This window comes from Lentzea sp. NPDC005914 (assembly GCF_040629405.1).
GTDB lineage: Bacteria > Actinomycetota > Actinomycetes > Mycobacteriales > Pseudonocardiaceae > Lentzea.
The window spans coordinates 52,755-77,284 of the sequence record NZ_JBEXVQ010000009.1; the positions used below are offsets into that span (position 1 = coordinate 52,755).

General features: G+C 68.1%; 24 protein-coding genes and 1 tRNA gene. 18 read left to right on the forward strand and 7 right to left on the reverse strand.

The window, feature by feature from the left end; translation table 11 throughout:
* Positions 1 to 24: 24 nt before the first annotated feature.
* The gene (locus tag ABZ345_RS14910) at positions 25 to 2,685 is read right to left on the reverse strand and encodes an SdrD B-like domain-containing protein (protein ID WP_359847658.1); all 2,661 of its coding nucleotides are present in this window, start codon (positions 2,683 to 2,685) and stop codon (positions 25 to 27) included.
* A 270-nt stretch (positions 2,686 to 2,955) separates the two neighbouring features.
* Here ABZ345_RS14910 and ABZ345_RS14915 point away from each other — a divergent pair, with 270 nt between their 5' ends.
* The 4 genes from ABZ345_RS14915 to ABZ345_RS14930 all read left to right on the forward strand — a co-directional run bounded on the left by ABZ345_RS14915 (position 2,956) and on the right by ABZ345_RS14930 (position 6,214).
* Positions 2,956 to 3,375, forward strand: coding sequence for a helix-turn-helix transcriptional regulator (locus ABZ345_RS14915; RefSeq protein ID WP_359847660.1), 420 nt, complete (start codon positions 2,956 to 2,958; stop codon positions 3,373 to 3,375).
* Positions 3,376 to 3,386: 11 nt separating this feature from the next.
* Entirely contained in the window at positions 3,387 to 3,797 is a 411-nt protein-coding gene (locus ABZ345_RS14920; protein ID WP_359847663.1) for a VOC family protein, read from the forward strand.
* Between the two features lie 152 nt (positions 3,798 to 3,949).
* On the forward strand, positions 3,950 to 4,657 hold the full coding sequence (locus ABZ345_RS14925; RefSeq protein WP_359847666.1) for a class I SAM-dependent methyltransferase: 708 nt from the start codon (positions 3,950 to 3,952) through the stop codon (positions 4,655 to 4,657).
* 114 nt (positions 4,658 to 4,771) lie between these two features.
* Complete coding sequence (locus ABZ345_RS14930) at positions 4,772 to 6,214, forward strand: carboxylesterase family protein (protein ID WP_359847669.1); 1,443 nt, start codon at positions 4,772 to 4,774, stop codon at positions 6,212 to 6,214.
* Between the two features lie 49 nt (positions 6,215 to 6,263).
* Here ABZ345_RS14930 and ABZ345_RS14935 read toward each other — a convergent pair.
* Together ABZ345_RS14935 and ABZ345_RS14940 are read right to left on the reverse strand one after the other, a co-directional pair.
* Positions 6,264 to 6,348 (reverse strand) — tRNA-Ser (locus ABZ345_RS14935).
* 28 nt (positions 6,349 to 6,376) lie between these two features.
* The gene (locus ABZ345_RS14940; RefSeq protein ID WP_045310758.1) at positions 6,377 to 6,808 is read right to left on the reverse strand and encodes a MarR family transcriptional regulator; all 432 of its coding nucleotides are present in this window, start codon (positions 6,806 to 6,808) and stop codon (positions 6,377 to 6,379) included.
* 168 nt (positions 6,809 to 6,976) lie between these two features.
* On the opposite strand from ABZ345_RS14940, the gene ABZ345_RS14945 reads away from it, so the two are divergent.
* The 4 genes from ABZ345_RS14945 (at position 6,977) to ABZ345_RS14960 (ending at position 11,683) form a co-directional block, all read left to right on the forward strand.
* On the forward strand, positions 6,977 to 8,698 hold the full coding sequence (locus ABZ345_RS14945) for a bifunctional metallophosphatase/5'-nucleotidase (protein ID WP_359847672.1): 1,722 nt from the start codon (positions 6,977 to 6,979) through the stop codon (positions 8,696 to 8,698).
* A 96-nt stretch (positions 8,699 to 8,794) separates the two neighbouring features.
* Positions 8,795 to 9,358: a hypothetical protein gene (locus tag ABZ345_RS14950; RefSeq protein WP_359847675.1), complete on the forward strand. Its 564-nt coding sequence runs from the start codon at positions 8,795 to 8,797 to the stop codon at positions 9,356 to 9,358.
* A gap of 58 nt (positions 9,359 to 9,416) precedes the next feature.
* A complete protein-coding gene (locus tag ABZ345_RS14955; protein ID WP_359847678.1) occupies positions 9,417 to 10,187 on the forward strand; it encodes a hypothetical protein in 771 nt (256 codons plus the stop codon).
* A gap of 599 nt (positions 10,188 to 10,786) precedes the next feature.
* Complete coding sequence (locus tag ABZ345_RS14960) at positions 10,787 to 11,683, forward strand: neutral zinc metallopeptidase (RefSeq protein WP_359847681.1); 897 nt, start codon at positions 10,787 to 10,789, stop codon at positions 11,681 to 11,683.
* Between the two features lie 63 nt (positions 11,684 to 11,746).
* On the opposite strand, the gene ABZ345_RS14965 is transcribed toward ABZ345_RS14960, so the two are convergent.
* Complete coding sequence (locus ABZ345_RS14965) at positions 11,747 to 13,258, reverse strand: M28 family metallopeptidase (RefSeq protein WP_359847684.1); 1,512 nt, start codon at positions 13,256 to 13,258, stop codon at positions 11,747 to 11,749.
* A gap of 78 nt (positions 13,259 to 13,336) precedes the next feature.
* Positions 13,337 to 13,969, reverse strand: a complete 633-nt coding sequence (locus ABZ345_RS14970) for a GNAT family N-acetyltransferase (RefSeq protein WP_359847687.1) — start codon at positions 13,967 to 13,969, stop codon at positions 13,337 to 13,339.
* A gap of 45 nt (positions 13,970 to 14,014) precedes the next feature.
* On the opposite strand from ABZ345_RS14970, the gene ABZ345_RS14975 reads away from it, so the two are divergent.
* Positions 14,015 to 14,980: an NAD(P)H-quinone oxidoreductase gene (locus ABZ345_RS14975; RefSeq protein ID WP_359847690.1), complete on the forward strand. Its 966-nt coding sequence runs from the start codon at positions 14,015 to 14,017 to the stop codon at positions 14,978 to 14,980.
* Here the strand turns inward: ABZ345_RS14975 and ABZ345_RS14980 are convergent.
* Together ABZ345_RS14980 and ABZ345_RS14985 are read right to left on the reverse strand one after the other, a co-directional pair.
* On the reverse strand, positions 14,964 to 15,608 hold the full coding sequence (locus ABZ345_RS14980; RefSeq protein ID WP_359847693.1) for a class I SAM-dependent methyltransferase: 645 nt from the start codon (positions 15,606 to 15,608) through the stop codon (positions 14,964 to 14,966). The genes ABZ345_RS14975 and ABZ345_RS14980 overlap by 17 nt on opposite strands.
* A gap of 19 nt (positions 15,609 to 15,627) precedes the next feature.
* Positions 15,628 to 16,827: a cysteine desulfurase-like protein gene (locus ABZ345_RS14985; protein WP_359847696.1), complete on the reverse strand. Its 1,200-nt coding sequence runs from the start codon at positions 16,825 to 16,827 to the stop codon at positions 15,628 to 15,630.
* Between the two features lie 255 nt (positions 16,828 to 17,082).
* Here ABZ345_RS14985 and ABZ345_RS14990 point away from each other — a divergent pair, with 255 nt between their 5' ends.
* The 9 genes from ABZ345_RS14990 (at position 17,083) to ABZ345_RS15030 (ending at position 24,399) form a co-directional block, all read left to right on the forward strand.
* Positions 17,083 to 17,556, forward strand: coding sequence for a bacterial proteasome activator family protein (locus ABZ345_RS14990; protein ID WP_359847699.1), 474 nt, complete (start codon positions 17,083 to 17,085; stop codon positions 17,554 to 17,556).
* A gap of 55 nt (positions 17,557 to 17,611) precedes the next feature.
* Entirely contained in the window at positions 17,612 to 18,463 is an 852-nt protein-coding gene (locus ABZ345_RS14995) for a class I SAM-dependent methyltransferase (protein ID WP_359847701.1), read from the forward strand.
* A 59-nt stretch (positions 18,464 to 18,522) separates the two neighbouring features.
* Entirely contained in the window at positions 18,523 to 19,437 is a 915-nt protein-coding gene (locus ABZ345_RS15000) for an ABC transporter permease (RefSeq protein WP_359847704.1), read from the forward strand.
* A 16-nt stretch (positions 19,438 to 19,453) separates the two neighbouring features.
* Positions 19,454 to 20,272 (forward strand): ABC transporter ATP-binding protein, encoded by an 819-nt coding sequence (locus tag ABZ345_RS15005; RefSeq protein ID WP_359847707.1) that lies wholly within the window; start codon positions 19,454 to 19,456, stop codon positions 20,270 to 20,272.
* A 3-nt stretch (positions 20,273 to 20,275) separates the two neighbouring features.
* Positions 20,276 to 21,178, forward strand: a complete 903-nt coding sequence (locus ABZ345_RS15010) for a glycosyltransferase family 2 protein (RefSeq protein WP_359847710.1) — start codon at positions 20,276 to 20,278, stop codon at positions 21,176 to 21,178.
* Between the two features lie 72 nt (positions 21,179 to 21,250).
* A complete protein-coding gene (locus ABZ345_RS15015; RefSeq protein ID WP_359847712.1) occupies positions 21,251 to 21,445 on the forward strand; it encodes a hypothetical protein in 195 nt (64 codons plus the stop codon).
* Between the two features lie 67 nt (positions 21,446 to 21,512).
* Positions 21,513 to 22,715, forward strand: a complete 1,203-nt coding sequence (locus ABZ345_RS15020; RefSeq protein ID WP_359847715.1) for a sugar ABC transporter substrate-binding protein — start codon at positions 21,513 to 21,515, stop codon at positions 22,713 to 22,715.
* A complete protein-coding gene (locus ABZ345_RS15025) occupies positions 22,712 to 23,590 on the forward strand; it encodes a sugar ABC transporter permease (protein ID WP_359847718.1) in 879 nt (292 codons plus the stop codon). The genes ABZ345_RS15020 and ABZ345_RS15025 overlap by 4 nt, the downstream gene beginning before the upstream one ends.
* 26 nt (positions 23,591 to 23,616) lie before the next feature.
* Positions 23,617 to 24,399: a carbohydrate ABC transporter permease gene (locus tag ABZ345_RS15030; protein ID WP_359848314.1), complete on the forward strand. Its 783-nt coding sequence runs from the start codon at positions 23,617 to 23,619 to the stop codon at positions 24,397 to 24,399.
* Positions 24,400 to 24,530: the final 131 nt, after the last annotated feature.

Below are 24,530 nucleotides of genomic sequence, written 5' to 3' on the forward strand. Positions count from 1 at the left end.
TCCCCAGGAGTTAGTGCCGGTGAATCAAGAATTTTTGCGGCGACCCGCGACGCGCGCGCCGAAGCCGAACGCGATGAGGAGCGCGGCGACCACACCGAGTCCGAGCACGCTGGCGCCGGTCTTGGCGAGCGCACCGCCCGTGTCCGCGAAGTACTCGCCGGTGTCGTCGCCGGTGTCCTGGCCGGGCTCTTCGCCGTCCGGCTTCGGTGCCGGGCCCGGGACCACCGGGAAGTTGTAGTCGGCCACGACGTCACCGAAGACCTGCACGTGGCCGCCCCACTCGCCGTCGAACTTCCACGGCCCGTCGACCCACAACCAGAACTCACCCGGCGGGATCTTCTCGAAGCGCACGTTGCCCAGTGCGTCCGACGTCGTCTCGGCGACGGTCAGGCCGTCCTCCTTGTCGGTGAGCAGCAGGATCCTGGTGTTCGCGATGGCCTCGCCGGGGTCGACCCTGTGGTTGTTGTCGCGGTCGTAGTAGAGCGGTCCCGTGATCCCGCCGGACCCACCGGGAACGCTGGCCCAGTCGAAGCCGTACGGACCGTCGGTGTTGTAGCCGGGGTTCGGCTCGAAGTCGCAGGAGATGACCACCCGGCGCTTGTTGCGCGACGCCTTGGGCACTTTCTCCGTGACCACCAGCGTCTTGGTCTCACCGGGGGTGACGGTCACGCCCTTGCCCCAGAAGCTCAGATCGCCCCAGCCGGTCATCGGGTCCTCGTCGCTGCCGCCGAGGTGGTTGGCGTCGCCGACCCGGTTGCACCCGGCCTGGATGCCGCTGATCTCGCGGTTGCCGGTGTTCGTCAGCTTGATCGTGATCTTGGCGATGTCCCCGACCGCGTAGGTGGACTTGTCGAGCACCACGCTCGACTTGAGCGTCTCGCGGTACGGCCGCTCCGCCCGTGCGACGAGCTTGACGGCTGCTCCTGGCTCCACGCGGCTCGGCGGGTCGTCGCCCTCGACGTGGACGATCCACCCGTCGGCCAGCGTGTACCTGATCAGGTAGTCGCCGGAGGGCACGTCCTTGAACGAGAAGCGTCCGAAGACGTCCGTGGTCGTCTTCAGGTACCCGTACGGCGCACCGCCGTTGGCCTCGACCACGACGAACGGCGCGGTCTCGCCGGGGTCCTGCTGCCCGTTGCCGTTGGCGTCGGCGTAGACGACACCGGTGAGGTCGCCGCGGGTCTGCACGACCTCGACGTCGCCGCTGAAGTAGCTGTTGTGCGGGTTCGGCCGGCCGAGGTAGTCGAGCCACCTCGACACCGTCAGCCTGCCGTCGCGGAAGTCGTGGATCTTGCCCGTGACCTCGAACGTGCGGGACTCGCCGGCGGGGATCCGGGTGCCGGGACCGTAGGGCCTGAAGTCGCCCCACTGCTCGTCCGGGACGTCCAGCGACTGCAACCGGTGCTCCAGGCGGGCCCGCTCGGCCGTCTGGCCGCCGACGTTCGTGACGGTCAGCCACATGCGCACGATCTCGTGCGACTCGTAGCGGTCCTTCTCGAACTTCACCGTGCCGCGCAGGTCCGCGGGCCTCGCGTACTTCAGGATCCGGTAGCCGGACGTGTCCTTGTCGGTGATGGTCACCTGGTCCTGACCGGCGTCGCGGAACCCCCACCCGCCGAGGACCACCGCCCGGTAGTCCCCGACCGCGAGACCCGTGAACTGGATCTTGCCGGTCTGGTCGCTGCGGCCCTCGGCGACCTCGGCGCCGGTCTGCGGGTGCAGCAGCACGACCTGGGCGCCGTCGACGACCTCGCCGGGGTCGATGCGGTTGTCGGCGTTCCAGTCGTAGCCGACGATCATCGTGTAGCTGCCGGAGCCGCCGGTCACCGCCGCCTCGTCGTGCACCGAGGGGCCGTCGGTGTTCCAGTCGGCGAACGGCGCGAAGTCGCAGTCGAGCTTGACGGAGCCCTTCTCGCGGGCGGCGTCCGGGATCTCCTCGACGATGAAGATCGTGCGCTGCTCACCGGGCTCGAGCCGCAGACCGTTGCCCTTCAGCAGGTTCCAGCCGTCGACGCGGCCGAGTGCGTTCGCGGTCTCCTCGCGGTCGCAGACGGCCTGGATGCCGTTGATCGGGCGGTCGGTGGTGTTGGTCAGGCTGAGCCTGATCGTCGCGTTCGCCGGGTGCTTGTAGCTCTCGCGGTCGAGCGTCGCGGTCGCCTTGATCTGCTCGTCGTAGCGCCGCTCCGCGCGTGCCTCGACCTCGGTCACCGTGTCCGCGGCGACCGTGATCAGGTCGCCGTTGATCTGGGTGTGGTGCACGGCCCAGCCACCGGCCAGGTCGTAGGTCGGCTCGTAGGTGCCGGGCACGAGGCCCGTGAACGTGAACTTGCCGTTCGCGTCGCTGGTCGTGCGGTGCCTGGAACCGTCTCCGCCGCCGAAGATCTCGACCTTGCCGCCGGAGATGGCTTCCTGGGGATCTTGCCGGCCGTTGCGGTTCTTGTCGGCGTACAGGACGCCGGTGACGTTGCCGGTGGTCTTGTCCGGCTCGGGCTCAGGCTCGACGACCGGGGGTGGCTCCGGGTCGTTGCTCGGCGTGGGCTGCGAGGTCGACGGCGGAGGTGTGCTCGTGCTCGTCGGGTCGTCCTGCGCGAACGCGGCGGCGGACGCCGAGCCGAACACAAGCACCGTCGTGGCGACGAGGGCCGTGACCCTGAGCAGGCCTCGTCGGCAGCGATCGTCAAACACATCGCCGCTCAACAGTGCGCGGCCGACCGACCCCTCGGACAATGGATCCCCCAAGAACCCCCGTGACAAATACTGTCTGCCGACGTCAGAACCCCCGCACGCGTCCGCAAGACGCCCGAAAAGTACCGCACGCACAGTGCTCGCGGAAGTGTCAAGGTGGTCACGAAAATCCATTGAAGATTTTCTCGCTCGCGGGGCAACCAAAGGCCTTCCTAAAGCGTGAGCACAGCGCGCACAGCTGTGCCTGGCCCCTGCTGGCATGCTGGGTTCGTGACACCTTCGGACCTCGCGCACCTGCGCCGGGCGCGCGACCTGATGGACCGCGAGTACGCCAGGCCGCTGGACGTGCCGGCGATGGCCCGCGCCGCCCTGATGTCACCCTCGCACTTCGCCCGCCAGTTCCGCGCGGCCTACGGCGAAACCCCGTACGGCTACCTGATGACCAGGCGCATCGAGCGCGCGAAGGCGTTGCTGCGGTTGGGAACCCTGTCCGTGACCGAGGTCTGCGTCGAGGTCGGCTGCACGTCGCTCGGCTCGTTCTCCGCCCGCTTCACCGAACTGGTCGGCGAGACCCCGTCCGCCTACCGGGCGCGCTCCCATTCCGCGCTGGCCGCCGTGCCGGGATGCCATCTGAAGGGCCTGACGCGACCGAGCAGGTTTCGAGAAGCGTCGCGCACGGGCCGTGGCTAGGTTTTCGTGACATGAAGCTCTCGCACACGTTCCTCTTCGTCCACGACCAGGACGCGGCGCTGAAGTTCTACCGCGACGTCGTGGGTCTCGAAGTCCGCACCGACGAGTCCGTCGAGGACTACCGCTGGCTCACCGTCGGTCCCGCCGGCCAGCCGGACATCGAGATCGGCCTGTCCTTGGTAGGTCCACCCGTCCCGCCCACCGACCACGAGACGCTGAACGCGTTGCTGGCCAAGGGATCCCTGCACGGCGTCATCTTCGAGATCGACGACGTGGACGCGAAGTTCGAACAGGTCCGCGCGACCGGCGCCGAGGTGCTGCAGGAGCCGATGGACCAGTTCTACGGCGTCCGCGACTGCGCCTTCCGCGACCCGTCGGGCAACATGATCCGCTTCTCCACGCCCCGGTCCGTCCAGCCGTAAAACCAGTTCTGGTTCCGGTCCGGACGTGGTTCAGTGGAGCCCAACCTCTCTCGAGACAAGGTTGATGCCATGGGCAGCCCCGGACACACCGGGCGCCTCTTCAGTGCCCGGTGACACGTTTCCTCACTTCGTGCTCACCAGGAGTTCCTACCTTGACTTGGTACACCTCGTTCTTCACCGATCTCGCCAACGGTTTCTGGCGCGGTGCCGTCCAGCCCTCGCAGACCCGGTCGGAGGTCGACTTCATCGTCGGCCTGGGAGCCGGCCCGCGCGTGCTGGACGCCCCGTGCGGGAGCGGCCGGCACAGCATCGAACTGGCGCGGCGCGGCTACTCGGTGGTCGGTCTCGACATTTCCGCCGAGGCCATCGCTTTCGCCCGCGCGTCGGCACCTTCACTGGACTGGCGCCAGGGAGACCTTTCCTCCCTGGCGTCTCACGGCATTGATGCCGACCTGGCGCTGTGCCTGGGAAACAGCTTCGGCTATTTGGACCACGCGGGTTCTCTGCGCCTGCTGTCCGATTTCGCCGCCGCCGCACCAGTTCTCGTGATCGACTACAACTGCGCGGCGGAGTCGTTGCTGCCGTCCTTGCCGGGCTCGATCTCGCTGTCCGCCGGCGGCGTCGACATGGTCGCCGTGAATTCCTACGACGTGGCCTCAGGCCGACTGCTGATCGACTTCACGTTCACCGACGGTGAGCGGACCCAGCAGTCGACCTGCGTACAACACGTCTACACGGCCGGCGAGCTGACCCGGATGCTGCAGGGCGCCGGGTTCGGTTCGGTCGAGCTGTTCGGCGACACCGACGGAAGTGCGTTCCAGGTCGGCAGCCACCGGTTGCTGGCCGTAGCGCGCCGCTGATCCAGTCGAAGGGCCGGGCTCCGGCCCTTCGACCACATTTGCGCCTCGACCGTATCGGCGCCCCCTGGCCCCGGCCTATGTTCCATCGCCCGAGGTGGACGAGGGAGTTCCCCGATGCGAAGACTCTTGACCGCGCTCATCGCTCTGACCCTGACCACGCCCGTGACGGCCCACGCTTCCGCCAACGATCACGTCCGCACCGACAAGGGCGTGGTCCGCGGCACCGCCACCAGCACCTACCGGCTGTTCCAGGGCATCCCGTACGCGGCGCCGCCCGTCCGTTTCCGCTTCGCCGAACCCGCAGCCCCCTGGCAAGGCGTCCGCGACGCGACGGCCCCAGCGCCGCGCTGCGCCCAGGTCGCCGGACTCGGAACCCCCGCCAGCACGGCGGAAGACTGCCTGTACCTGAACGTGACCACGCCCGCGTCCGGACACCGTCTGCCGGTGATGGTGTGGATTCACGGCGGCAACTTCATGACGGGCAGCGGCGGCGAGTACGACGCCCGAGCGTTCGCCGCCCGCGCTGGCGTCGTCGTGGTGACGATCAACTACCGGCTGGGCGCGCTGGGTTTCTTCGGCTATCCAGGGCTGCCGGGCTCCGGCTCGTTCGGTCTGGACGACCAGCAGAAGGCCCTGTCCTGGGTTCGCCGCAACGCCGCGGCCTTCGGCGGCAACCCGGCGAACGTCACGATCTTCGGTGAGTCCGCGGGCGGCATGAGCGCATGTGGACTGCTGACGTCGCCGCGGCGCCTGTTCGACAAGGCCATCATTCAAAGCGGTGCCTGCGGAACGTTGTTCGGTGGCGGCCCAACGGTTTTCGCGCCCACCTGGTTGCCCCGATCCCAGGTGGAGCAGAACGGCGCGGCCCTGGACCTGGGCTGCTCGTCCATCCAATGCCTGCGCTCCCTGGACGTCTCCCGTTTCCTCGACGGCACTGTCGTCCGGACGTTCAACCGCCCTGCCTATGGGACTTCCGTGCTGCCTCATAATCCGGTGGAGGCCATTGAGGACGGACGGTTCCACCGGATGCCCGTGATGATCGGCGGAACTCGCGACGAGGACACGTTGTTCACCTCGCTGTTCAATCCGTCGCCGATTCCGGATGCGCAGTACCGGGCGGAGCTCGTAAAACGACACGGGCCGGAACGGGCGGACGCGCTCGTCGCCCGATACCCGCTGGACGGAGACGGCGACGCGCGCCCGGAACTGTCCGCCACCGTCACCGACCGGTCCTGGGCCTGCCCAGCACATCACGAGGGGCTGCTGCTCTCCGCCTTCCGCTACGAGTTCGCGGACCGGAACGCGCCGATGTTCCTGCGGCTACCACCGTTCCCCTACAAGGCGTATCACTCGTCGGAACTGCAGTACCTGTTCACGTACGGCACGACGTTGACGCCTGAGCAGCGGCAGCTGTCGGACCAGATGATCGACGCCTGGGCCCGGTTCGCGGCTTCCGGCAGGCCTGGATGGCCTCGGGGCGTGGTGGAGAGTCTGGCGCCGGGGCAGGTCGGGCCCGTCGACTTCGTGGCTCAGCACCAGTGCGGGTTCTGGGGGTAGATGCAGCTCAGGGGCGGTGCACCGTGGTGCACCGCCCCTGGTCGGATTGCGGAAGCGGAGGGATTTGAACCCCCGGACGGTTGCCCGTCTCCCGCTTTCAAGGCGGGTGCATTCGGCCGCTCTGCCACGCTTCCCCGACGCCACCGGCGTCAGCCGAGAAGCCTAGCCGTTCGACTCCCGCAGGTGTGTCATGACCCGGTCGAACACCTTGGCAAGCACCTCGCCCTCCTCGGGCGTGAGCAGGTCGACGATGTGCGCGCGCACTCCGGCGAGGTGTGTCGGGGCTGCTTCCACCAACTGGGCCATGCCCTTCTGGGTCAGTTCGGCCAGTACGCCGCGGCCGTCCTCGGTGCACTCGCGGCGCAGCACCAGGCCGGCCTTCTCCATGCGGGCCACCTGATGGGAGACGCGGGACTTCGAGGAGGCCACGTCCTCGGCCAGCTGGGTCATGCGCATGCGTTGGTTGGGCTGCTCCGACAACCTGACCAAGATTTCGTAGTCGGCCAGTGACACTCCGTGGGTGTCCTGCAGCTCTCGGTGCAGGCGGTCCATGAGCATGGAGGAACCGTTCACGTAGGTGCGCCACGCACGCATCTCGCCGTCATCGAGCCAGCGCGGCTCGTGCTCACTAGACGTCACGAGAACAAGGCTAAACCTGCAAGTGTCGATAAGGTCATTCCTCTGGTAAACGCGACGATCGGGAGGCAGACTCCTCCGCCGTACACGCGCGTTAACCACGCCTTGTCGGAGAGGCTCTTACCCATGAGTTCGTTCAGACGGCTTACCGTTCTGGCGATCACCGCTGCCGCGGCCACTGTCATCAGCACCACCGGGCCCGCGCAGGCCGATGTCCAGTCACTGCGCGGTCGAGGCACCGTGGACGTGCGCCTGATCGGTATCAACGACCTGCACGGCAACCTCGAGCCGCCGACCGGGTCGTCCGGGCGCGTCATCCAGCCTGACGGCACGACCGTCGACGCCGGTGGTGCCGCCTTCAACGCGACGCACATCAAGAACCTCCAGAAGGAGGTCAAGAACTCGGTGGTCGTCGGGCAGGGTGACCTGATCGGCGGATCGCCGCTCGTGTCGGCGCTGTTCCACGACGAGCCCACGATCGAGGTGCTCAACAAGGTCGGCATGGACGCGACCGCGGCGGGCAACCACGAGTTCGACGAGGGCTACAAGGAGCTTCTGCGCATGCAGCGCGGTGGCTGCCACCCGACTGACGGCTGCCAGTTCCGCGACACCTACCCCGGCGCGCACTTCCCGATCCTCGGTGCGAACGTCACCAGCGCCAAGACCGGGCTGCCCGCGCTGCCGCCGTTCTGGGTGGAGATCCGCGACGGCATGCCGATCGGTTTCATCGGCATGCCGCTCAAGGACGTGCCGATCCTGGTCAACCCGGACGGCATCAAGGAGCTCCAGTTCGGCGACGAGGTCAAGGCGGCCAACAAGTACGCCAACTTCCTCGACGCGATCGGCGTGAAGTCCATCGTCCTGCTGATCCACCAGGGCGACCAGGTCACCGCGCCGACCGGTGGGCCCAACGCCTGCAACGTCGCGCCGAACAACCCCGGCACCACCATCGCCACCCAGGTCAGCCCGAAGATCGACGCGGTCTTCTCCGGCCACAGCCACCAGCACTACAACTGCGTGGTCAAGGACCCGGCCGGCAACCCGCGGCCGTTCATCGAGGGTCTGGCGTTCGGTCGTGAGCTCAGCGTGGTCGACCTCAAGATCGACCGCCGGACGCGCGACGTCGTCCGCGGCGAGACCAAGGCCGACAACAAGATCGTCACCCGCACGGTCACGCCGGACCCGGTCATCCAGTCCGTGATCGACCTGGCCAAGCAGAAGTCCGGCCCGATCGCGGTCAAGCCGATCGGCTCGATCAGCGAGGACATCGTCAAGGCGCAGGCCCCCTCCGGTGAGTCGCCGCTGGGCAACCTGATCGCCGACGCGCAGCTCGAGTCCACCAAGAGCACCGGCAGCGCGGTGGTCGCGCTGATGAACCCCGGCGGCGTGCGTGCGGACCTGACGTACAAGGCGAAGGGGGCTGAAGGCGACGGCGTGGTGACCTACGAAGAGGGCTTCACCGTTCAGCCGTTCAGCAACCTCCTGCAGACGATCACGCTGACCGGCGAGCAGCTCAAGAACGTGTTGGAGCAGCAGTTCACCGCGGCCAGGACGTTCGTGCTGCAGCCCTCCGCGGGCCTGAAGTACACCTGGACCGCCTCGGCGGCGTTCGGCTCGAAGGTCTCCGGCGTCACGATCAACGGCGTTGCTCTCGACCCGAGCGCGAAGTACCGCGTGACGGTCAACAACTTCCTCGCGAGCGGTGGTGACGGTTTCAGCGAGTTCACCAAGGCTCCCAAGGACGAAACCACCGGTGGAAAGGACGACCTGCTCGCGTTCGCCGACTACCTGGGCGCACATCCCAACCAGAAGGCTCCGGCGACCGACCGCATCACGCAGCAGCCGTAACCGCAGAACGCAGCTGAAGGCCATCTCGGCGACGAAAGTCGCCGAGATGGCCTTTTCGCGTGTCAGGCTGCTCCATTTGATCTAGGGTGAGGGCCGATGTCCTGGTTGCGTCGGCTCCTGCTGCTCGCCGGTCTGGTGACCGGCGCCTGGCTGCTGGGCAGCTCAGGTGAGGCGAACGCCGACGTCAAGGTCGAGATCGACCAGCTCCAGGTCGAGGTGAAGCTCCCCGTCGTCGACGTCGGCCTGAAGGTCGAGACCGGGCTCGTTCCGCAGCAACCGGAAGCACCCCGGCCACCAGCGCCGGCCCCGCGTGTCGAGCCTCCCGAACCAGTTCCCGCGGCCCCGCCGGCGCCTCGGCCGGTCGTCGAAGCGCCGGTCGTCCCCGCCGAGGCGCCGCAGGAGCAGCACACGTCGCCGCCGCCGTTGACGACGCGGCCCACGAACCCCGCTCCCGTGCCCCAGCAACCGCAGGTGGAGCAGCCGATCACCGGCACACTCCCGCAGAGCGGCGCCGGGACGAGCACGAGCAACCAGATCCCGGCGGGCACGCTCACGTACGCGATGCGCCCGCCCACCACCACGACGTCTCTCATCAGCACAGAGCAGCAAGACGTGCCGCGCATCGTGCGCGCGGAGGAACCGACGTTCTCCCCGGATTGATCCCGCGGCGACACAGCCACGCACAGGGATCAGTCATTCCACTCCAGGGAGAACAGTCATGCGCAAGAACCTCAACAGGACCATGTCCGCGGCCCTCCTGGCCGGCGGCATCATGGTCGGGACCGCCGGGTTCGCCCAGGCCGTTCCGGTACCGCTCAACGTCGACGACGAGGTCCGCGTCGGCAACCTGGTGAGCGTCCCGGTCAAGATCTGCGGCAACGCGATCAACGTGCTGGGCAACAGCGACGCCACGTGCGACGAGAAGCCCGCCGCGCGCGTCCAGGCCGACAAGGCGCTCGTCTCCGCACCGGTCACGGTGTGCGGCAACTCGGTCGGCGTCGCCGGCGGCGGCTCTGGCAGCTGCGGCGAGACCAAGCCGGAGAAGCCCAACGGCACCATCGAGGCCCCGGTGACCGTCTGCGGCACCAGCGCGGCCGTGCTCGGCACCGCGAGCGGTGACTGCGGCAAGACCGAGGCCCCCGGTGAGGAGCCTCCGGGCGAGGAGCCCCCCGGCGAGCAGCCCCCCGGCCAGACCCCGCCCGGACAGACGCCTCCGGGGCAGACGCCTCCCGGCCAGACCCCGCCCGACAACGGCGGCACCCCCGGCGGCGGCAACAACGACGACAACAACTCCGGCGGCGGCAACACCGGCAACGACGACTCGGGTGCCGGCGTCCCGCAGACCGGCAACAAGGCGTCGCAGGCCTCCCCGATCCTGAACCTGTCCAGGACCGGCGCGGACCCGCTGGAGTTCCTGCTGGTGGGCCTCGGCCTGATGACCGCGGGCGTCATGGCACGCCGCGGCGCACGTCGCGTCACGAAGGCCTGATCATCGAACTCTGATCGTTTTCAGTTCGTTTTCTGACTGTTTCTCACAATCGCCCGGCGAGCACGCTCTCGCCGGGCGATTGCTGTCTGCACAGTCGATCTCCGCTGGTCACCCGTCTGACTTCACCAATTCAGGTTTCGGGTGAGGTGTTGAGAAATGTGGCGATCAAGCGCATGCTCGATAACGAGCTGGCAACCGGAAGGTGAATGAACTAGACCACCGGAGGCCACGCCCAGAAGGGGTAGGTGGTGCTGTGCAGGTATCTCCTCGCTGTGGCGAAACGCGGTCTGTTGCATCCCCGCGAGTGGATCGGACGTGACCGGTCCGGTCGCGACTGTGTAGCAACGGGACACGAGGTTTCGGGTGCCCAGGCGCCATCGGCGTCGCTCGGTGCACTTCGACGCTGTTGAGCTCGGCATCGCTGACGTCTCATGGCGTCACCGGCTGAGCGCCACGCCAACTTTCGTGGGCCGTAGTCGTCACTACCAAATGGGAAAGCCTTGGTGCGGTGCCCCGACGTCGGGCTCCGCACCAAGGCATGTTTCGTGCTTTATCGTTTGCGGCACCCACCCCACGGGGTCCTTGGCGGGAGGATTGCGGTGCAGTTCAACGAAGGTGCGGAACTCGATCTTTCTCAGGTCTCGGACCAGCGCGGCGTGGGCGGCCGTGTCGCCGGCGTCGGCGGCGGTCTCGGCGTGGTCGGCCTGATCATCTACTTCCTGGTGCAGCAGTTCACCGGCATCCAGCTGCCCACGAGCGGCCTGGAGGGCATGGGCAGCAACACCCAGGTCGAGTCGGGCCAGCTGGCCGAGAAGTGCAAGACCGGCGCCGACGCGAACCGCGACGCCGACTGCCGGATCGTGGCCACGATCAACTCGATCCAGGGCTTCTGGCAGGACCAGTTCGCGCGCTCCGGCAAGACCTACCAGGTCACCAAGACCAACTTCTTCCGCAACAGCGTGAACACCCGCTGCGGCAACGCCACCTCGGCGGTCGGCCCGTTCTACTGCCCGGCCGACTCCCAGGTGTACATCGACCTCGACTTCTTCAACGAGCTGCGCACCAAGTTCGGCGCGCAGGGCGGCCCGTTCGTCGAGGCCTACGTGCTGGCCCACGAGTACGGCCACCACATCCAGAACCAGCTGGGCACCTCAGATCGCGTCAGCTCCCGCACCGGCCCCACGTCGGACTCGGTGCGGCTGGAGCTGCAGGCCGACTGCTACGCGGGTGCGTGGGGCAACCACGCGACGACGGTCCCGTCGTCCAACGGTCAGCCGCTCATCTCGAACATCACCCAGGAGGACGTCAACGCCGCCCTGGACGCCGCCTCGCGCATCGGTGACGACTTCATCCAGCGCGAGCTCGGTGGCGGGCGGGTCGACACGACCAAGTTCAGCCACGGCACCTCGGCGCAGCGGCAGAAGTGGTTCACGACGGGGCTGCAGACCGGGGATCCGGCGCGCTGCAACACGTTCGACACGAACAACCTGGGCTGACAGCCCGGAAACGCGAGAAGGCCGGGCCTCCCGAAGGAGACCCGGCCTTCCTCGTTCACGGAACTACGCGACGGCCGCGTGCGAGTGGTCGTCGTGCGTGGCGGCCTTCATCAGGCCGGCCGACGAACGAGCCGCCGCGCGCTTCGAGCGCGGGGGCACGCCGTTGACGTCCTCAGTGGACACGCCATAGGTGGCGGTCACGAACGCGACGGCGCCTGCGTTGCGGCCCAGCGCGACCCGGTCGAGGTTGCCCAGGTTGTCGCACTTCGAGTGGTAGCAGGCGTCGTAGGCGGCGCCCGCGGTGCCGCCCCACTTGGCTGCCTGGGCCGCGGTCTTGACGCCCTCGGCGCCGGTGAACAGGCCGCCGGCCGGGATGCCCTGCGCGATGAACTCGCCGTAGTCCGAGCGGCCTGAGAAGTCCGTGCCCTCGGTCGGGACGCCCGTGGCGACGAAGTAGTCGGCGAAGGCCTTCTCGATCTGCGCCGAGCCGTACGGGCCGGCAGGGGAGCCCACGCCGTCGGAGTTGTCGCCGTCGTAGATGAAGTAGGCGGCGTTCGGCGAGGCGATCATGTCGAAGTTCAGGTACAGGGCGATGTCCAGCTGCTGTTCGAACGTCAGCGAGCGGACGTACTGGGTCGAGCCGATCAGGCCGCGCTCCTCGGCGCCCCACCAGGCGAAGCGGATGGCGTTGTCGACCTTCGGGCGCGAGCCCAGTTGCAGCGCGGTCTCCAGCAGGGCGGCGGAGCCGGAGCCGTTGTCGTTGATGCCGGGGCCCGCCTCGACCGAGTCGAGGTGTGAGCCGGCCATGACGACGTTGTTGGTGCGGCCGGTGCGGGTCTGGGCGGTGATGTTGCGCTGGGTGCGGCTCTCGGTGTGGAAGCGCATGTCGACGGTGACCGAGGCGCCGGCCTTGCCGATCAGCGTGGTGCCGTCGGCCTGGGAGATGCCGCCGACGGGGATCTTGCCGGGGTCGGTCAGCGTCACGTTGGACAGCGGACCGGCGACGTTGTTCGAGACCAGCACGGCGATGGCGCCTGCCGCGAACGCGTTGAGGTGCTTCTGCGCGAACGTGCAGCCGCCGCGGCGGATCAGGGCGATGGAGCCGGTGAAGTCCTGGCCGGCGAAGTCGGACGCCTCGCAACCCGTGGTGGTGTCCTCCGGGACGACGCGCAGCGGGCCGGTGATGCCGCCGACCGGGGTCTGCGGTGAGGCGGCCATGATCAGCGCCTGGTAGTTCACGCCGTCGACGCGGGCCAGCTCGGCGTCCGTGACCGGGATGTCGAAGCTGAAGGTCGGCGTCGAGACGATGAAGCCCTCGTCGCGGAGCTTGCCCGCGACGTAGTCGACGCTCGCGTCGTAGCCGGGTGTGAGGGCGGCGCGGGTGCCGCCGTTGCGGTCACCGATGCGCTGCAACGCGATCAGGTGCCGGTTGACCCCCTCGGTGGTCACCTTCTTCGCGAGTTTCTTGGCCAGTGCGGGGCCTGCTGGTTCTGCCGCGGCGGACGCGGTGGCGGTAGGGGCTGCGACTAGTGCCGAGATGGCAAGCACTGTCGCCAGCTTGGATCTGCCAGACATGAACGTTCCCCTTCGTTCGGACCTCGCTGAACCCTCACAAAAAGGAGACTTGGGCCACAACCTGCGGTCGGCGGGAGTTCAGTTCGTGAGCAACTGAACACACTCAGCAAGGCCCTCGACCGAGACGTCCCACTGCGGGCGCACGAAATCCGAGGCGTCCAACCGCAATCGCACCTGCTCAAGGCGTGCTCCGCGCGGTGCGACGCTGATGGTGCCGTCGGGCACGTAGCCGAGTTTCGCGCTGACCCGGTTCGACGCGTGGTTTCCGAGCCAAGCCGCCGAACGAGCGATGCGCGCGTCCAGGTGGTCGAACGCGAACTGAAGCACGCCGACCCGCATTTCCGTGCCGAGACCGCTGCCCTGGAACTTCTGGCCGAGCCACGACCCGGTGTGCACCTCGCGCAGCGCGCCGAAGTCGTGCCCGCTGATCGACTGCACGCCGATCGCCTTGCCCTCGAATCGCGCGATGAAGTTGATCGTCCAGTCCCCGCGGGCGATCTTCGCGCGCTGCCCCCAGTAGAACTGCACCATGCCCATGCCGTGATCATTCGGAAGCCAGTCGGTCCACGGCACGCTGAACGGCATCTCCGCCGGGTCGTGCACACCGGCGAGAGCCACGTCGACGAGCTCGAGCAGGCCCTCGTCGTCGTCCGGGCGCAGCTCCAGGCGCGGGGTGCGCAGAACGAGGTGTCGCAGTGGCCAGGCATCCATGTTCCGATGGTGCCCGACCTGTCGAACGGTATTACGGTCGACTGTATGCATGCCATCACTGTTCGCGAACCCGGTGGCCCCGAGGTGCTCGAGTGGACCGAGGTCCCCGATCCCGTGCCCGGTCCCGGTGAGGTGCTGATCGACGTCGCCGCGAGTGCGGTCAACCGCGCGGATCTGCTGCAACGCCAGGGCTTCTACCCGCCGCCACCCGGTGCGCCGGAGATCATCGGCCTGGAGTGCTCCGGCACGATCGCGGCGCTCGGCGAGGGCGTGACCGGCTGGAACGTCGGCGACGAGGTGTGCGCGCTGCTGGCCGGCGGCGGCTACGCGGAGAAGGTCGCGGTCCCGGCACCACAGGTCCTGCCGCTGCCCAAGGGCGTCGACCTGGTCACGGCCGCCGCGCTGCCCGAGGTGGCGTGCACGGTGTGGTCCAACGTCGTGATGGACGGCCGTCTGAAGCTCGGCGAGACGTTCCTCGTGCACGGCGGCGCGGGCGGTATCGGCACGCACGCGATCCAGGTCGCCAAGGCACTCGGCTGCACGGTCGCGGTCACGGCGGGTTCCGACGAGCGCCTGGCCAAATGCGCTGAGCTCGGCGCGGACGTCCTGGTCAACTACAAGACCCAGGACTTCGTGGCCGAGGTGAAGCAGGCCGACGTCGTCCTCGACAACATGGGCGCCTCCTACCTGCCGCGCAACATCGACGTCCTCGCCCCGGACGGCCGGTTGATGATCATCGGTATGCAGGGCGGCGTGAAGGGCGAGCTGCCGATCGGCAAGCTCCTCACCAAGCGCGCCTCGGTGATGGCAACGGGTCTGCGCGGCCGAAGCGTCGACAGCAAGGGCGCGATCGTGGCGCAGGTCCGCGAGCACCTGTGGCCGTTGATCGAAAGCGGTGCGGTGCAGCCGATCGTCGGGCGCACGGTGCCGATGTCGGACGCGGCCGAGGCGCACCGGCTGCTGGAAGCCAGCGACGTCTTCGGGAAGGTCCTGCTCAAGCGAGAGCGGTAGTTCCCGCCAGCGAGGTCCGGGGAGCCGTGCGGAACTTCAGCCCGAACTCCTCGGACCACCGCGTCAGCACGGCCTGCTCGTCCGGCCGATCGACGTCGTCCACCAGCACCGTCGCACCGGGCGCCAGCACCGCGCGCAACACGGGCAACGCCGGATAACGTGAGTCGCCGAAGCCCGGCCCGTCCACGAGCAGCAGGTCCACCAGGCCGAACTGGTCGATGTACGCGAGCACCTCGTCGTGCACCTGCTGCGGCGCGTACCACTGGCCGTGCCGCGACAACGCCGCCGGATGCCGCGACAACGGCGCGTGCACGACCCGTGCGACCGAGCCCAGACCTTCGCGACGTAGTTGTGAAGCAACGAAAGCCGCCGTGCGTTCGTCGTTCTCGATGCACAGCAGATGCCCGAAACCGCGCTGCTGCAACAACCGTGCGAGCAGGACCGAGGTCGAGCCGCAGCCCAGTTCCACGAGCACGGTCCGCGCGCCGAGCACGATCTCGTCCATCACGGCGACGAGGGCCGCCGGACGCAGGTCGCCGGAGAGCTGTGGCAGGTACTCGGTGTCGAGCGATCCGATGCGCTGCAGGGCCGAGAGATCGGCGAGCTCGCGAGCAAGCGAGTCGTCCAACGAAATGATCTCCCCAGCCTCAGCCCAGTTCGGCTACCGCCCTCACCAGGTCATCCACCTCGACAGCGTTCGTGTAGTGCGCGAGCCCGACGCGGATGGCGCCGCCGACCTCACCGACGCCCAGCACCGAGAACACCCCGTGCTGACCGGGGTCGGCGAACGCGCAGACGCCTCGTGACGCGAGGTGTTCCACGCTGTCCTCCGCCTTGACCCCGGCGACCGTGAACGCCAGCGCGGGAACCCTGCGCATGGCGTCGCCGATCACCATCACGTGCCGCAGCGAACGCAGTTCGTTGATGAGATTAGCGAGCAGTCCGGCCTGGTACGCCTTCACCGAGCTCAGAGAGGTGACGAGACGCTCACGGCGCGTGCCCGAAGCCGCGTCGTCGAGGTCCGCGAGGTACTCCACGGACGCGACGAGCCCGGCGAGCATCGGATAGGCGTGCGGACCGAGCTCCAGCCGCTCGGGACCCCGCGCCGTGGGATCGACCGAGACCGACGGCAGCCGCTCCAGCACCGACGGGTCGCGGAACACCAGCGCGCCGACCGGCGGACCACCCCACTGACCAGCGGAGATGGCCACGACGTCGGCACCCATGTCGACGATGTCCAACGGCACGAAAGGCGCGGCCGAAGACGCGTCCACGACCATCAGCGACCCGTGCGCGCGAGCCACCGCGGAGATCTTGCCGAGGTCCGGGCGGGTTCCCACCACCCCGGACGCCGCGGTGATCGCGATGAGCTTCGTGCGGTCGGTGACCAGCTCGTCGTACTGCCAGCCGGGCAGCTCGCAGGTCTCGATGTCGATCTCTGCCCATTTGACCGCGCTGCCGGTGCGCTGGGTGGCGCGCAGCCACGGCGCGATGTTCGCCGGGTGGTCCAGCCTGGAGACGAGCACCTCGTCGCCCATGAACCAGTCGTCCGTCATCGCATCAGCGAGACGTTGCAGCAGCACCGCGGACGACGGGCCGAGCACGACACCCGCCGGGTCACCGCCGACGAGGTCCGCCACGGACCTGCGGGCGGCGTCCACGATGGCCTCGGCCCGTTGCGAGGCGGGGAAGATGCCGCCCGGCCCGGAGACCGGGGCTCGCAACGCGGTGGAGACGGCGGTGGCCACCTGCTCGGGCACCTGCATGCCGGCCGGTGCGTCGAGGTGGACCCAGCCGTCGCCGAGCGCGGGGAAGAGCCCTCGTACCCGCGCGACGTCGAACGCCATGCCACACACCGTACGTATGAACGCAAACACGGTGTTGGCCAGCCCCCACCCGGCATCCGGGTGCATGTTGGTTCTGTTCGATGAGAGTCACGGGCGAGAGGCCCGGAGACGGTGCCGCCGAAGCAGCCTCATACCGGGCGTATTCGGCTGCTTCGGCGGTGCCGTCTCCGGGCCCCTCGGCCGCGACTATCGCGAACGAGGACCGACATGCACCCGGATGACCCCACTGGAGACAAAGAGGCCAGGATGGAGACCATGAACCAGGATCAGCCAGTCGTCATCGTCGGCGGCCAGGACGGCGACATCACCGACATGGTCGAACAGCCGGCGAAGGTCATGCGGATCGGCACGATGATCAAGCAGCTGCTCGAGGAGGTGCGGGCGGCGCCTCTGGACGAGGCGAGCCGCATCAGGCTCAAGGAGATTCACCGGCGGTCCATCGAGGAGCTCGAGGACGGCCTGGCACCGGAGCTGCGCGACGAGCTGGAGCGCCTCTCGCTGCCGTTCACCGAGGAGGGCACTCCGAGCGACGCCGAGCTGCGCATCGCCCAGGCCCAGCTCGTCGGCTGGCTCGAAGGCCTGTTCCACGGCATCCAGACGGCCCTGTTCGCCCAGCAGATGGCTGCCCGCGCGCAGCTCGAGCAGATGCGCGGGCGGGCCCTTCCGGCGGGCAGCGGCGACGCGCACGACGGCGGCCCCACGGGCAAGGGGACTGGGCAGTACCTCTGACTCGCCGGTGGGCCTACCATGCGGCGCACAGCTGGAGTGGTGTGAGGAGTCGAACGTGCTCGACCGAGTTCGCCGGAGCCTAGAACCCGGCTACTTCCGCAAGGCCGTCCGCAGCAGGCTGATGCAGGCGATCGACGACGTCGTACGGCCCTATCACATGGTTCAGCAGGGGCGCATCGACGACCTCCAGCACCAGCTCAACGAGGCGCTGCGGTACCAGGGCGACCGGATCGCGGAGCTGACCGCGAACTACGAGCACCGCGAGCGCCGCGACCTGCTCTTCGCGGCCGAACGGGACGCCGCCGCGGACAGCGCCAGGTTCGCGCTGGAGCAGATGCGGACGGCTCCGCACTTCCCCGACCCGCACTCCACGCTGCACCACGCGCTGAGCCTCATGGACACCGACGGCATGGTGCTGGAGTTCGGCGTCTACACCGGCACCACGCTGAAGATCATCGCGGCGGCCTCCGCCGGTCGTGAGGTGTACGGCTTCGACTCGTTCACCGGGTTGCCGGAGGACTGGCGCACCGGGTTCGCGGCGGGGGCGTTCGGCGTCGACCAGCTGCCGGACGTGCCGGGCGCGGAGCTCATCGCCGGCTGGTTCGACGACACGCTGCCCGGCTTCGTGGCCGAGCACGCGGGGCCCGTCGCGTTCCTGCACGTCGACTGCGACCTCTACTCCTCCACCAAGACCGTGCTGGAGCTGGTCGGGCCTCGTCTGCAGGCCGGGTCGGTCGTGCTGTTCGACGAGTACTTCAACTACCAGGGCTGGCGCGACCACGAGCACAAGGCGTGGATGGAGTACGTCGCCAAGACCGGCATCGAGTTCAGCTACGAGGGGTACTCGGTCGACCACGAGCAGGTGGTCGTGAAGATTCACGAAGTTCCCGCCCAAATCGGACATTGACCTCGCCGTGACCGACCGGGGGCGAGGTCGTCCACAACTCGCCGGTACGCTCAGTCCTCGTGCAAGCCACCAGTACGCTCGACCATCCTGAGGCACCCCCTGCCGCGAACTCCAGGACGTTCGGCCGCGCCTTCGAGGACATCACGACGGCCTGGAAGCACCGTGAGCTGTGGGGTCATCTGGGCTGGCAGGACATCAAGCAGCGCTACCGCCGGTCGGTCATCGGCCCGCTGTGGATCACCGTGTCCATGGGCACCACAGCCCTGGCGCTCGGTCTGCTGTACTCGCAGCTGTTCAAGGAGAACGTGCCGACGTTCCTGCCGTACGTCACGGCCGGGTTCGTCATCTGGGGCTTCATCCTCGGCTGCGTGACCGAGGGCACGGACGTCTTCATCTCCAACGAGGGCCTCATCAAGCACCTCCCGGCACCCATAACGGTGCACGTGCTGAGGTTGGTGTGGCGCCAAACGCTGTTCTTCGCGCACAACCTGATCGTCTACGTCGTCGTGGTGGCGATCTTCTTCCCGACGCTCAGCCAGCCCTACTTCATGAGCAACGACCCGCAGCAGAAGCCCGGCATCAGCTGGGAGATCCTGCTGGCCATCCCGGGCTTCGCGCTGCTGGCGATCAACGGCATCTGGATCGCGCTGCTCTTCGGCATCATCAGCACCCGCTTCCGGGACATCCCGCCGGTCGTCACCAGCTTCATCAACCTGGTGTTCTTCATGACGCCGATCGTCTGGCACGCCGGTGTGCTCAACAAGGTGGCCGGTGAGGACGGCGGCAGCTGGCGAATCCTGATCGCCGAGCTGAACCCGATCTACCACTACGTCGAGGTCGTCAGAGCGCCGCTGCTGGGCCACGTCATCGACTGGCACCACTGGGCGGTGGTCGGCGGCTTCACCGTCGTCGGCTGGGCGCTCGCGCTCGTGGCACTTCGCAACTGGCGCGCCCGCGTTTCGTACTGGGTCTGAGGGAGGTCGGCACATCATGGTGAGCATCAACGTCTGGAACGCATCCGTCGACTTCCCGATCTTCGACGCCAAGTCGAGGTCGCTGAAGAAGCTCGCGCTCGGCAAGGTCGGCGGCAAGATCGGCTCCGAGGGCCGCGTCCCGATCATCGAGGCGCTGCACGACATCACGCTGTCGCTCAAGCACGGCGACCGAGTCGGTCTGGTCGGCCACAACGGCGCCGGCAAGTCGACGTTGCTGCGCCTGCTCGCGGGCATCTACGAGCCGACCCGCGGCAGCCAGCGCATCGTCGGCAAGGTCGCGCCGGTCTTCGACCTCGGCGTCGGCATGGACCCGGAGATCTCCGGGTACGAGAACATCATGATCCGCGGCCTCTTCCTGGGCATGACCCGCAAGGAGATGGAGAAGCGGGTCGACGACATCGCGGAGTTCACCGAGCTCGGCGACTACCTGCAGATGCCGCTGCGCACGTACTCGACGGGTATGCGCGTGCGGCTCGCGCTCGGCGTCGTCACCTCGATCGACCCCGAGATCCTGCTGCTCGACGAGGGCATCGGCGCGGTCGACGCGGCGTTCATGGCGAAGGCCCGCGAACGCCTGAAGGACCTCGTGAAGCGGTCCGGTCTGCTCGTCTTCGCGAACCACTCGGACGAGACGCTGCTGGACTTCTGCGACACGGCGATCTGGATGGACGAAGGCCGGGTCAAGCAGCACGGCGGTCTGCGCGAGGTCCTCACCGCGTACAAGGGCCACGACCCCTTCGAGCGCATGAGCCCCGAGCAGATCGCCCGGCTCGGCTACTCCTCCCCCGTCCTCAGTGGAAATGGCGGCGAATAGACCGTGAACCTCCAGGCACTGCCCAAGGGCTCCGTGGTGGCGGTGGTGGTCACCCGCCATCGCCGCGAGCTGCTGGCCGAGTCGCTCAAGGCGCTCGCGACCCAGACGCGCGTCCCCGACCACCTGGTCGTCGTCGACAACGGTCCTGACCAGCCGGTCGACGACCTCGTCGAGCAGTGCCCGCTTCCCACGACCTACCTGCCGTCGCACCGCAACCTCGGTGGCGCCGGCGGTTTCGCGCTCGGCATCCTGCACGCGCTCTCGCTGGGCGCGGACTGGGTGTGGCTGGCCGACGACGACGGCCGCCCGGCCGACGAGCACGTGCTGGCCGTGCTGCTCGAAGAGGCCGAGCGCCGCAAGCTCGCCGAGATCTCGCCGGTCGTCACGAACATCGACAGCCCGGACAAGCTGGCGTTCCCGTTGCGGCGCGGCCTGACGTGGAAGCGCTCGGCCGCCGAGCTCGGCACGGACTTCCTGCCGGGCATCGCGTCGCTGTTCAACGGCGCGCTGTTCCGCGCGTCCACGCTGGACGTCGTGGGCGTGCCGGACTACCGGTTGTTCTTCCGCGGCGACGAGGTGGAGATCCACCGCCGGATGGTCCGCTCCGGCCTGCCGTTCGGCACGTCGCTGCGGGTCGCGTACGTGCACCCGGACGGCTCCGACGAGTTCAAGCCGATGCTGGGCGGCAAGTTCCACGCCCAGGACCCGGAGAACCCGATCAAGCGCTACTACACCTACCGCAACCGCGGCTACCTGCTGTCGCAGCCGGGCATGCGGAAGCTGGGCGCGCTGGAGGTCTTCCGGTTCGGCCTGTACTTCCTCGCCGTGAAGCGGGACCCGAAGGCGTTCGTCGAGTGGCTCAAGCTCGTGCGCCTCGGTCAGCGGGAGCGCTTCTTCCGCAAGTGATCTGCTGAGGGCGGAACCGCTACCAGCGAAACCGCCCTCAGCACCGCACTCGCACGCGGTTTGCTGAACGGCATGAGCCGACTTGTGCTGTTCCTCGCCGCGAACCCGAACCCCATCACCCTCACGGTCACGACCGAGACGCGGGAAGACCTCGCGCCGCGGTTGACCCAGATCGTCCGAAACGGCCACACGCAGCCGATCGCGGGCCCGGACGGTCGTGAGTACGTCGTGAACTTCGCCAACGTCGTCGTCGCGCACTTCGAGTAACCGCTCGCGCACCCGACGTGATCGGAGTAAGACGTGATGGGTGATCTCCCGACGCAGACTTCTCTCCTTGGCGGGCGCGAGCGCCCTGCTGGCGGCGTGCGGCTCGAACACCGGGCGGGGCGGCAGCGGCCAAGCCCTCAAGCAGTGGTACCACGCTTACGGCGAACCCGGCGTGCAGCAGGCCGTGGAGCGCTACGCCAAGGCGTACACCAAGATCCCGGTCGACGTGCAGTGGAACCCCGGCGACTACGACTCCAAGCTCGCGACGAGCCTGCTGTCCGACGGCGGACCGGACGTCTTCGAGTCCACCCTGCAGATCAGCTCGGTCAGGGCGAATCAGGTCGTGCCGCTCGACGACGTCTTCGGCGCCGCCAAGAGCGATTTCTCCGAGTCGATTCTCGCGACGCACACCGTTGACGGGAAGATCTACGGGGTACCGCAGGCCGTCGACATGCAGATGTTGTTCTACCGCAAGAGCTTCTTCGCTGCCGCGGGTGTCCAGCCGCCGTCCACTGTGGATGAGCTGGTCGATGCTTCGAAGCGGCTCACGCGGGACGGGGTCAAGGGGCTGTTCGCCGGCAACGACGGTGGCGGCGGGGTGCTGGGCGGGCCCGCGCTGTGGTCGGCGGGGCTCGACTACGTGCGGGACCACCAGGTCGGGTTCGACGATCCCCTTGCGGCACAGGCGATCGGCAAGCTGCGCGAGCTGTACACCAGCGGCAGCATGCTGCTCGGCGCGGTGAAGGACTGGGCGGAGCCGGACGCGTTCACCCAGGGTCTCGTCGCGATGCAGTGGACCGGGCTCTGGGCGGTTCCGGCCGTGCAGAAGGCGCTGGGCGACGACTTCGGGGTGCTGCCGTTCCCGAAGCTCACCTCCGACGGACGGCCGAGCGTGCCGGTCGGCGCGTTCGGGGCGATGGTCAACGCCAAGTCGAAGCGGGTCGACGAGGCGAAGGAGTTCGTGCGCTGGCTGTGGATCGAGAAGACCGACTACCAGGAGGACTTCAACCTCGGCTACGGCTTCCACATCCCACCGCGCAAGAGCATCTCCGAGAAGGCGTCGAAGCTGACGTCCGGTGCAGCGGCCGACGCGGTGAAGTTCGTGCGGGACAACGCGAAAGCGTCCAACCCGCCGGACTGGACGTCGGTGATGCGGACGGCGTTCAACGACGCGGTGTCGCGGGTGGTCCGTGATGGCGCGAAGGCTGATGAGGAGCTGAAAACCGCTGCGGGCAAGGTGCGGGACGAGTTGAAGCGCCTGTACGGATGAACAACGGGCGCGCGTTCTGGCTGTTCGTCGGCCCGTTCGCGATCGGGCTGGTCGTGTTCGTGTACGTGCCGATCGGGTGGAGCCTGCTGCTGTCGTTCTTCGACGCCCGCAACACGGTGACGCCGAGCGAGTTCGTCGGGCTGCGCAACTACGTGGACATGCTGACGGACCAGCCGTTCCTGTCGAGCCTGGGCACGTTCAGCGTGTTCGCGGCCTTCATCGTGCCGCTGACGTTCGTGCTCGCGCTGGCGCTGGCGTTGCTGGTCAACCAGATCAGCTTCATGCAGGGGTTCTTCCGTTCGGTGTTCTTCCTGCCGACCGCGTGCTCGTACGTCGTGGCGTCGCTGGTGTGGAAGCTGTCGATCTTCAACGGTGTGCGGTTCGGGCTCGCGAACACGGTGCTGGGGTGGTTCGGCGCGGAACCGGTCGCGTGGACGGTGTCGACCTCGCCGCCCTGGTACTGGCTGGTGCTCGTGACGCTGCGGCTGTGGCTGCAGCTCGGTTTCTACATGATCCTCTTCATCGCCGGGCTGCAGCGGATCCCGCGGCACCTCTACGAAGCCGCGTGGATCGACGGCGCTTCCCGTGGCTGGCAGACGCTGCGGTACATCACGTTGCCGCAGCTGCGAACCACGTCGGTGGCGGTCGTGCTGTTGCTGCTCATCGCGGCGTACCAGGCGTTCGACGAGTTCTACAACGTGCTGGGGACGGACCGCGGTTACCCGCCGTTCGCACGGCCGCCGTTGATCTACCTCTACTACACGGCGCTGGGGTCGGGAGGGCAGGACTTCGGGCACGGCAGCGCGGGCGCGGTGATCCTCACCCTGCTCATCGCGGGCGTGACGCTGCTGCAGGGACGGGTGATCACGCGATGAAGGCTCTGCGGTACCTGGCGCTGTCGATGGCGGCGGTGTTGTTCCTGATCCCGTTCTACCTGGTGCTGCGCAACGGCTTGGCGACCGAGCAGGAGATCACCGCGGCGTCGTGGACGTTCTGGCCGCGGTCGATCCGCTGGGAGAACTTCGCCGAGCTGTTCAGCAACCCGGCCGTGCCGCTGGTGCGCAGCATGGTCAACTCTCTCGTCGTCGCCGTGCTGCAGACGGCAGGGCAACTGCTGCTGTGCGGGCTGGCGGGGTACGGGCTCGCGCGGATTCCCTACCGGTACGCGAACGTGGTGCTGTACCTCGTCGTCGCCACGTTGATGGTCCCGGCGGCCGTGACGTTCGTGCCGACGTTCGTGGTCGTTTCTTCGCTGGGCTGGGTGTCCGACCTGCGCGGCCTGGTGATCCCCGGGCTGTTCAGCGGCTTCACGACGTTCCTGTTCCGGCAGTACTTCCTGAACTTCCCGCGCGAACTGGAGGAGGCCGCGCGGATCGACGGCCTCGGGCACTGGGGCACTTACTGGCGGGTCGTGGTGCCGAACTCGAAGGGGTTCTTCGCCGCGCTGGGCGTGATCGCGTTCGTGACGAGCTGGAACCAGTTCCTCTGGCCGCTCGTGATCGCGCAGGACCAGGACTCGTGGACCGTGCAGGTGGCGCTGTCGACGTTCCTCACGGCGCAGTCGATCGACGTGGTGCAGCTGTTCCTCGCCGCGGCGGTGTCGATCCTGCCTCTGGTCATCGTGTTCGTGGCGCTGCAACGGTTGCTGGTCCGGGGTGTCACGGAGACCGGCATCAAGGGGTGAGCGCGCGATTCTGTCATTGACGGCCCGCGCGAAATGCGCGGACAGCCAACGACAGACCCCCAGGTGGCTGCCGGACAGGACCTGGGCGGGTCCGGCCTGGCAACGACAGTGACAATATGGGCAGCACGCGA

Excerpts from the sequence above, each read along its gene's own strand:
- ABZ345_RS14920 (WP_359847663.1), top strand. The coding sequence starts at position 3,387 with ATGAAGCTCTCGCACACGTTCCTCTTCGTCCACGACCAGGACGCGGCG.
- ABZ345_RS14985 (WP_359847696.1), bottom strand. The coding sequence starts at position 16,827 with ATGGCGTTCGACGTCGCGCGGGTACGAGGGCTCTTCCCCGCGCTCGGC.
- ABZ345_RS15015 (WP_359847712.1), top strand. The coding sequence starts at position 21,251 with ATGAGCCGACTTGTGCTGTTCCTCGCCGCGAACCCGAACCCCATCACC.
- ABZ345_RS14975 (WP_359847690.1), top strand. The coding sequence starts at position 14,015 with ATGCATGCCATCACTGTTCGCGAACCCGGTGGCCCCGAGGTGCTCGAG.
- ABZ345_RS15025 (WP_359847718.1), top strand. The coding sequence starts at position 22,712 with ATGAACAACGGGCGCGCGTTCTGGCTGTTCGTCGGCCCGTTCGCGATC.
- ABZ345_RS14940 (WP_045310758.1), bottom strand. The coding sequence starts at position 6,808 with ATGCGTGCGTGGCGCACCTACGTGAACGGTTCCTCCATGCTCATGGAC.
- ABZ345_RS14955 (WP_359847678.1), top strand. The coding sequence starts at position 9,417 with ATGCGCAAGAACCTCAACAGGACCATGTCCGCGGCCCTCCTGGCCGGC.
- ABZ345_RS15030 (WP_359848314.1), top strand. The coding sequence starts at position 23,617 with ATGGCGGCGGTGTTGTTCCTGATCCCGTTCTACCTGGTGCTGCGCAAC.
- ABZ345_RS14945 (WP_359847672.1), top strand. The coding sequence starts at position 6,977 with ATGAGTTCGTTCAGACGGCTTACCGTTCTGGCGATCACCGCTGCCGCG.
- ABZ345_RS14970 (WP_359847687.1), bottom strand. The coding sequence starts at position 13,969 with ATGGATGCCTGGCCACTGCGACACCTCGTTCTGCGCACCCCGCGCCTG.
- ABZ345_RS14990 (WP_359847699.1), top strand. The coding sequence starts at position 17,083 with ATGAACCAGGATCAGCCAGTCGTCATCGTCGGCGGCCAGGACGGCGAC.
- ABZ345_RS14965 (WP_359847684.1), bottom strand. The coding sequence starts at position 13,258 with ATGTCTGGCAGATCCAAGCTGGCGACAGTGCTTGCCATCTCGGCACTA.
- ABZ345_RS14950 (WP_359847675.1), top strand. The coding sequence starts at position 8,795 with ATGTCCTGGTTGCGTCGGCTCCTGCTGCTCGCCGGTCTGGTGACCGGC.
- ABZ345_RS14930 (WP_359847669.1), top strand. The coding sequence starts at position 4,772 with ATGCGAAGACTCTTGACCGCGCTCATCGCTCTGACCCTGACCACGCCC.
- ABZ345_RS15005 (WP_359847707.1), top strand. The coding sequence starts at position 19,454 with ATGGTGAGCATCAACGTCTGGAACGCATCCGTCGACTTCCCGATCTTC.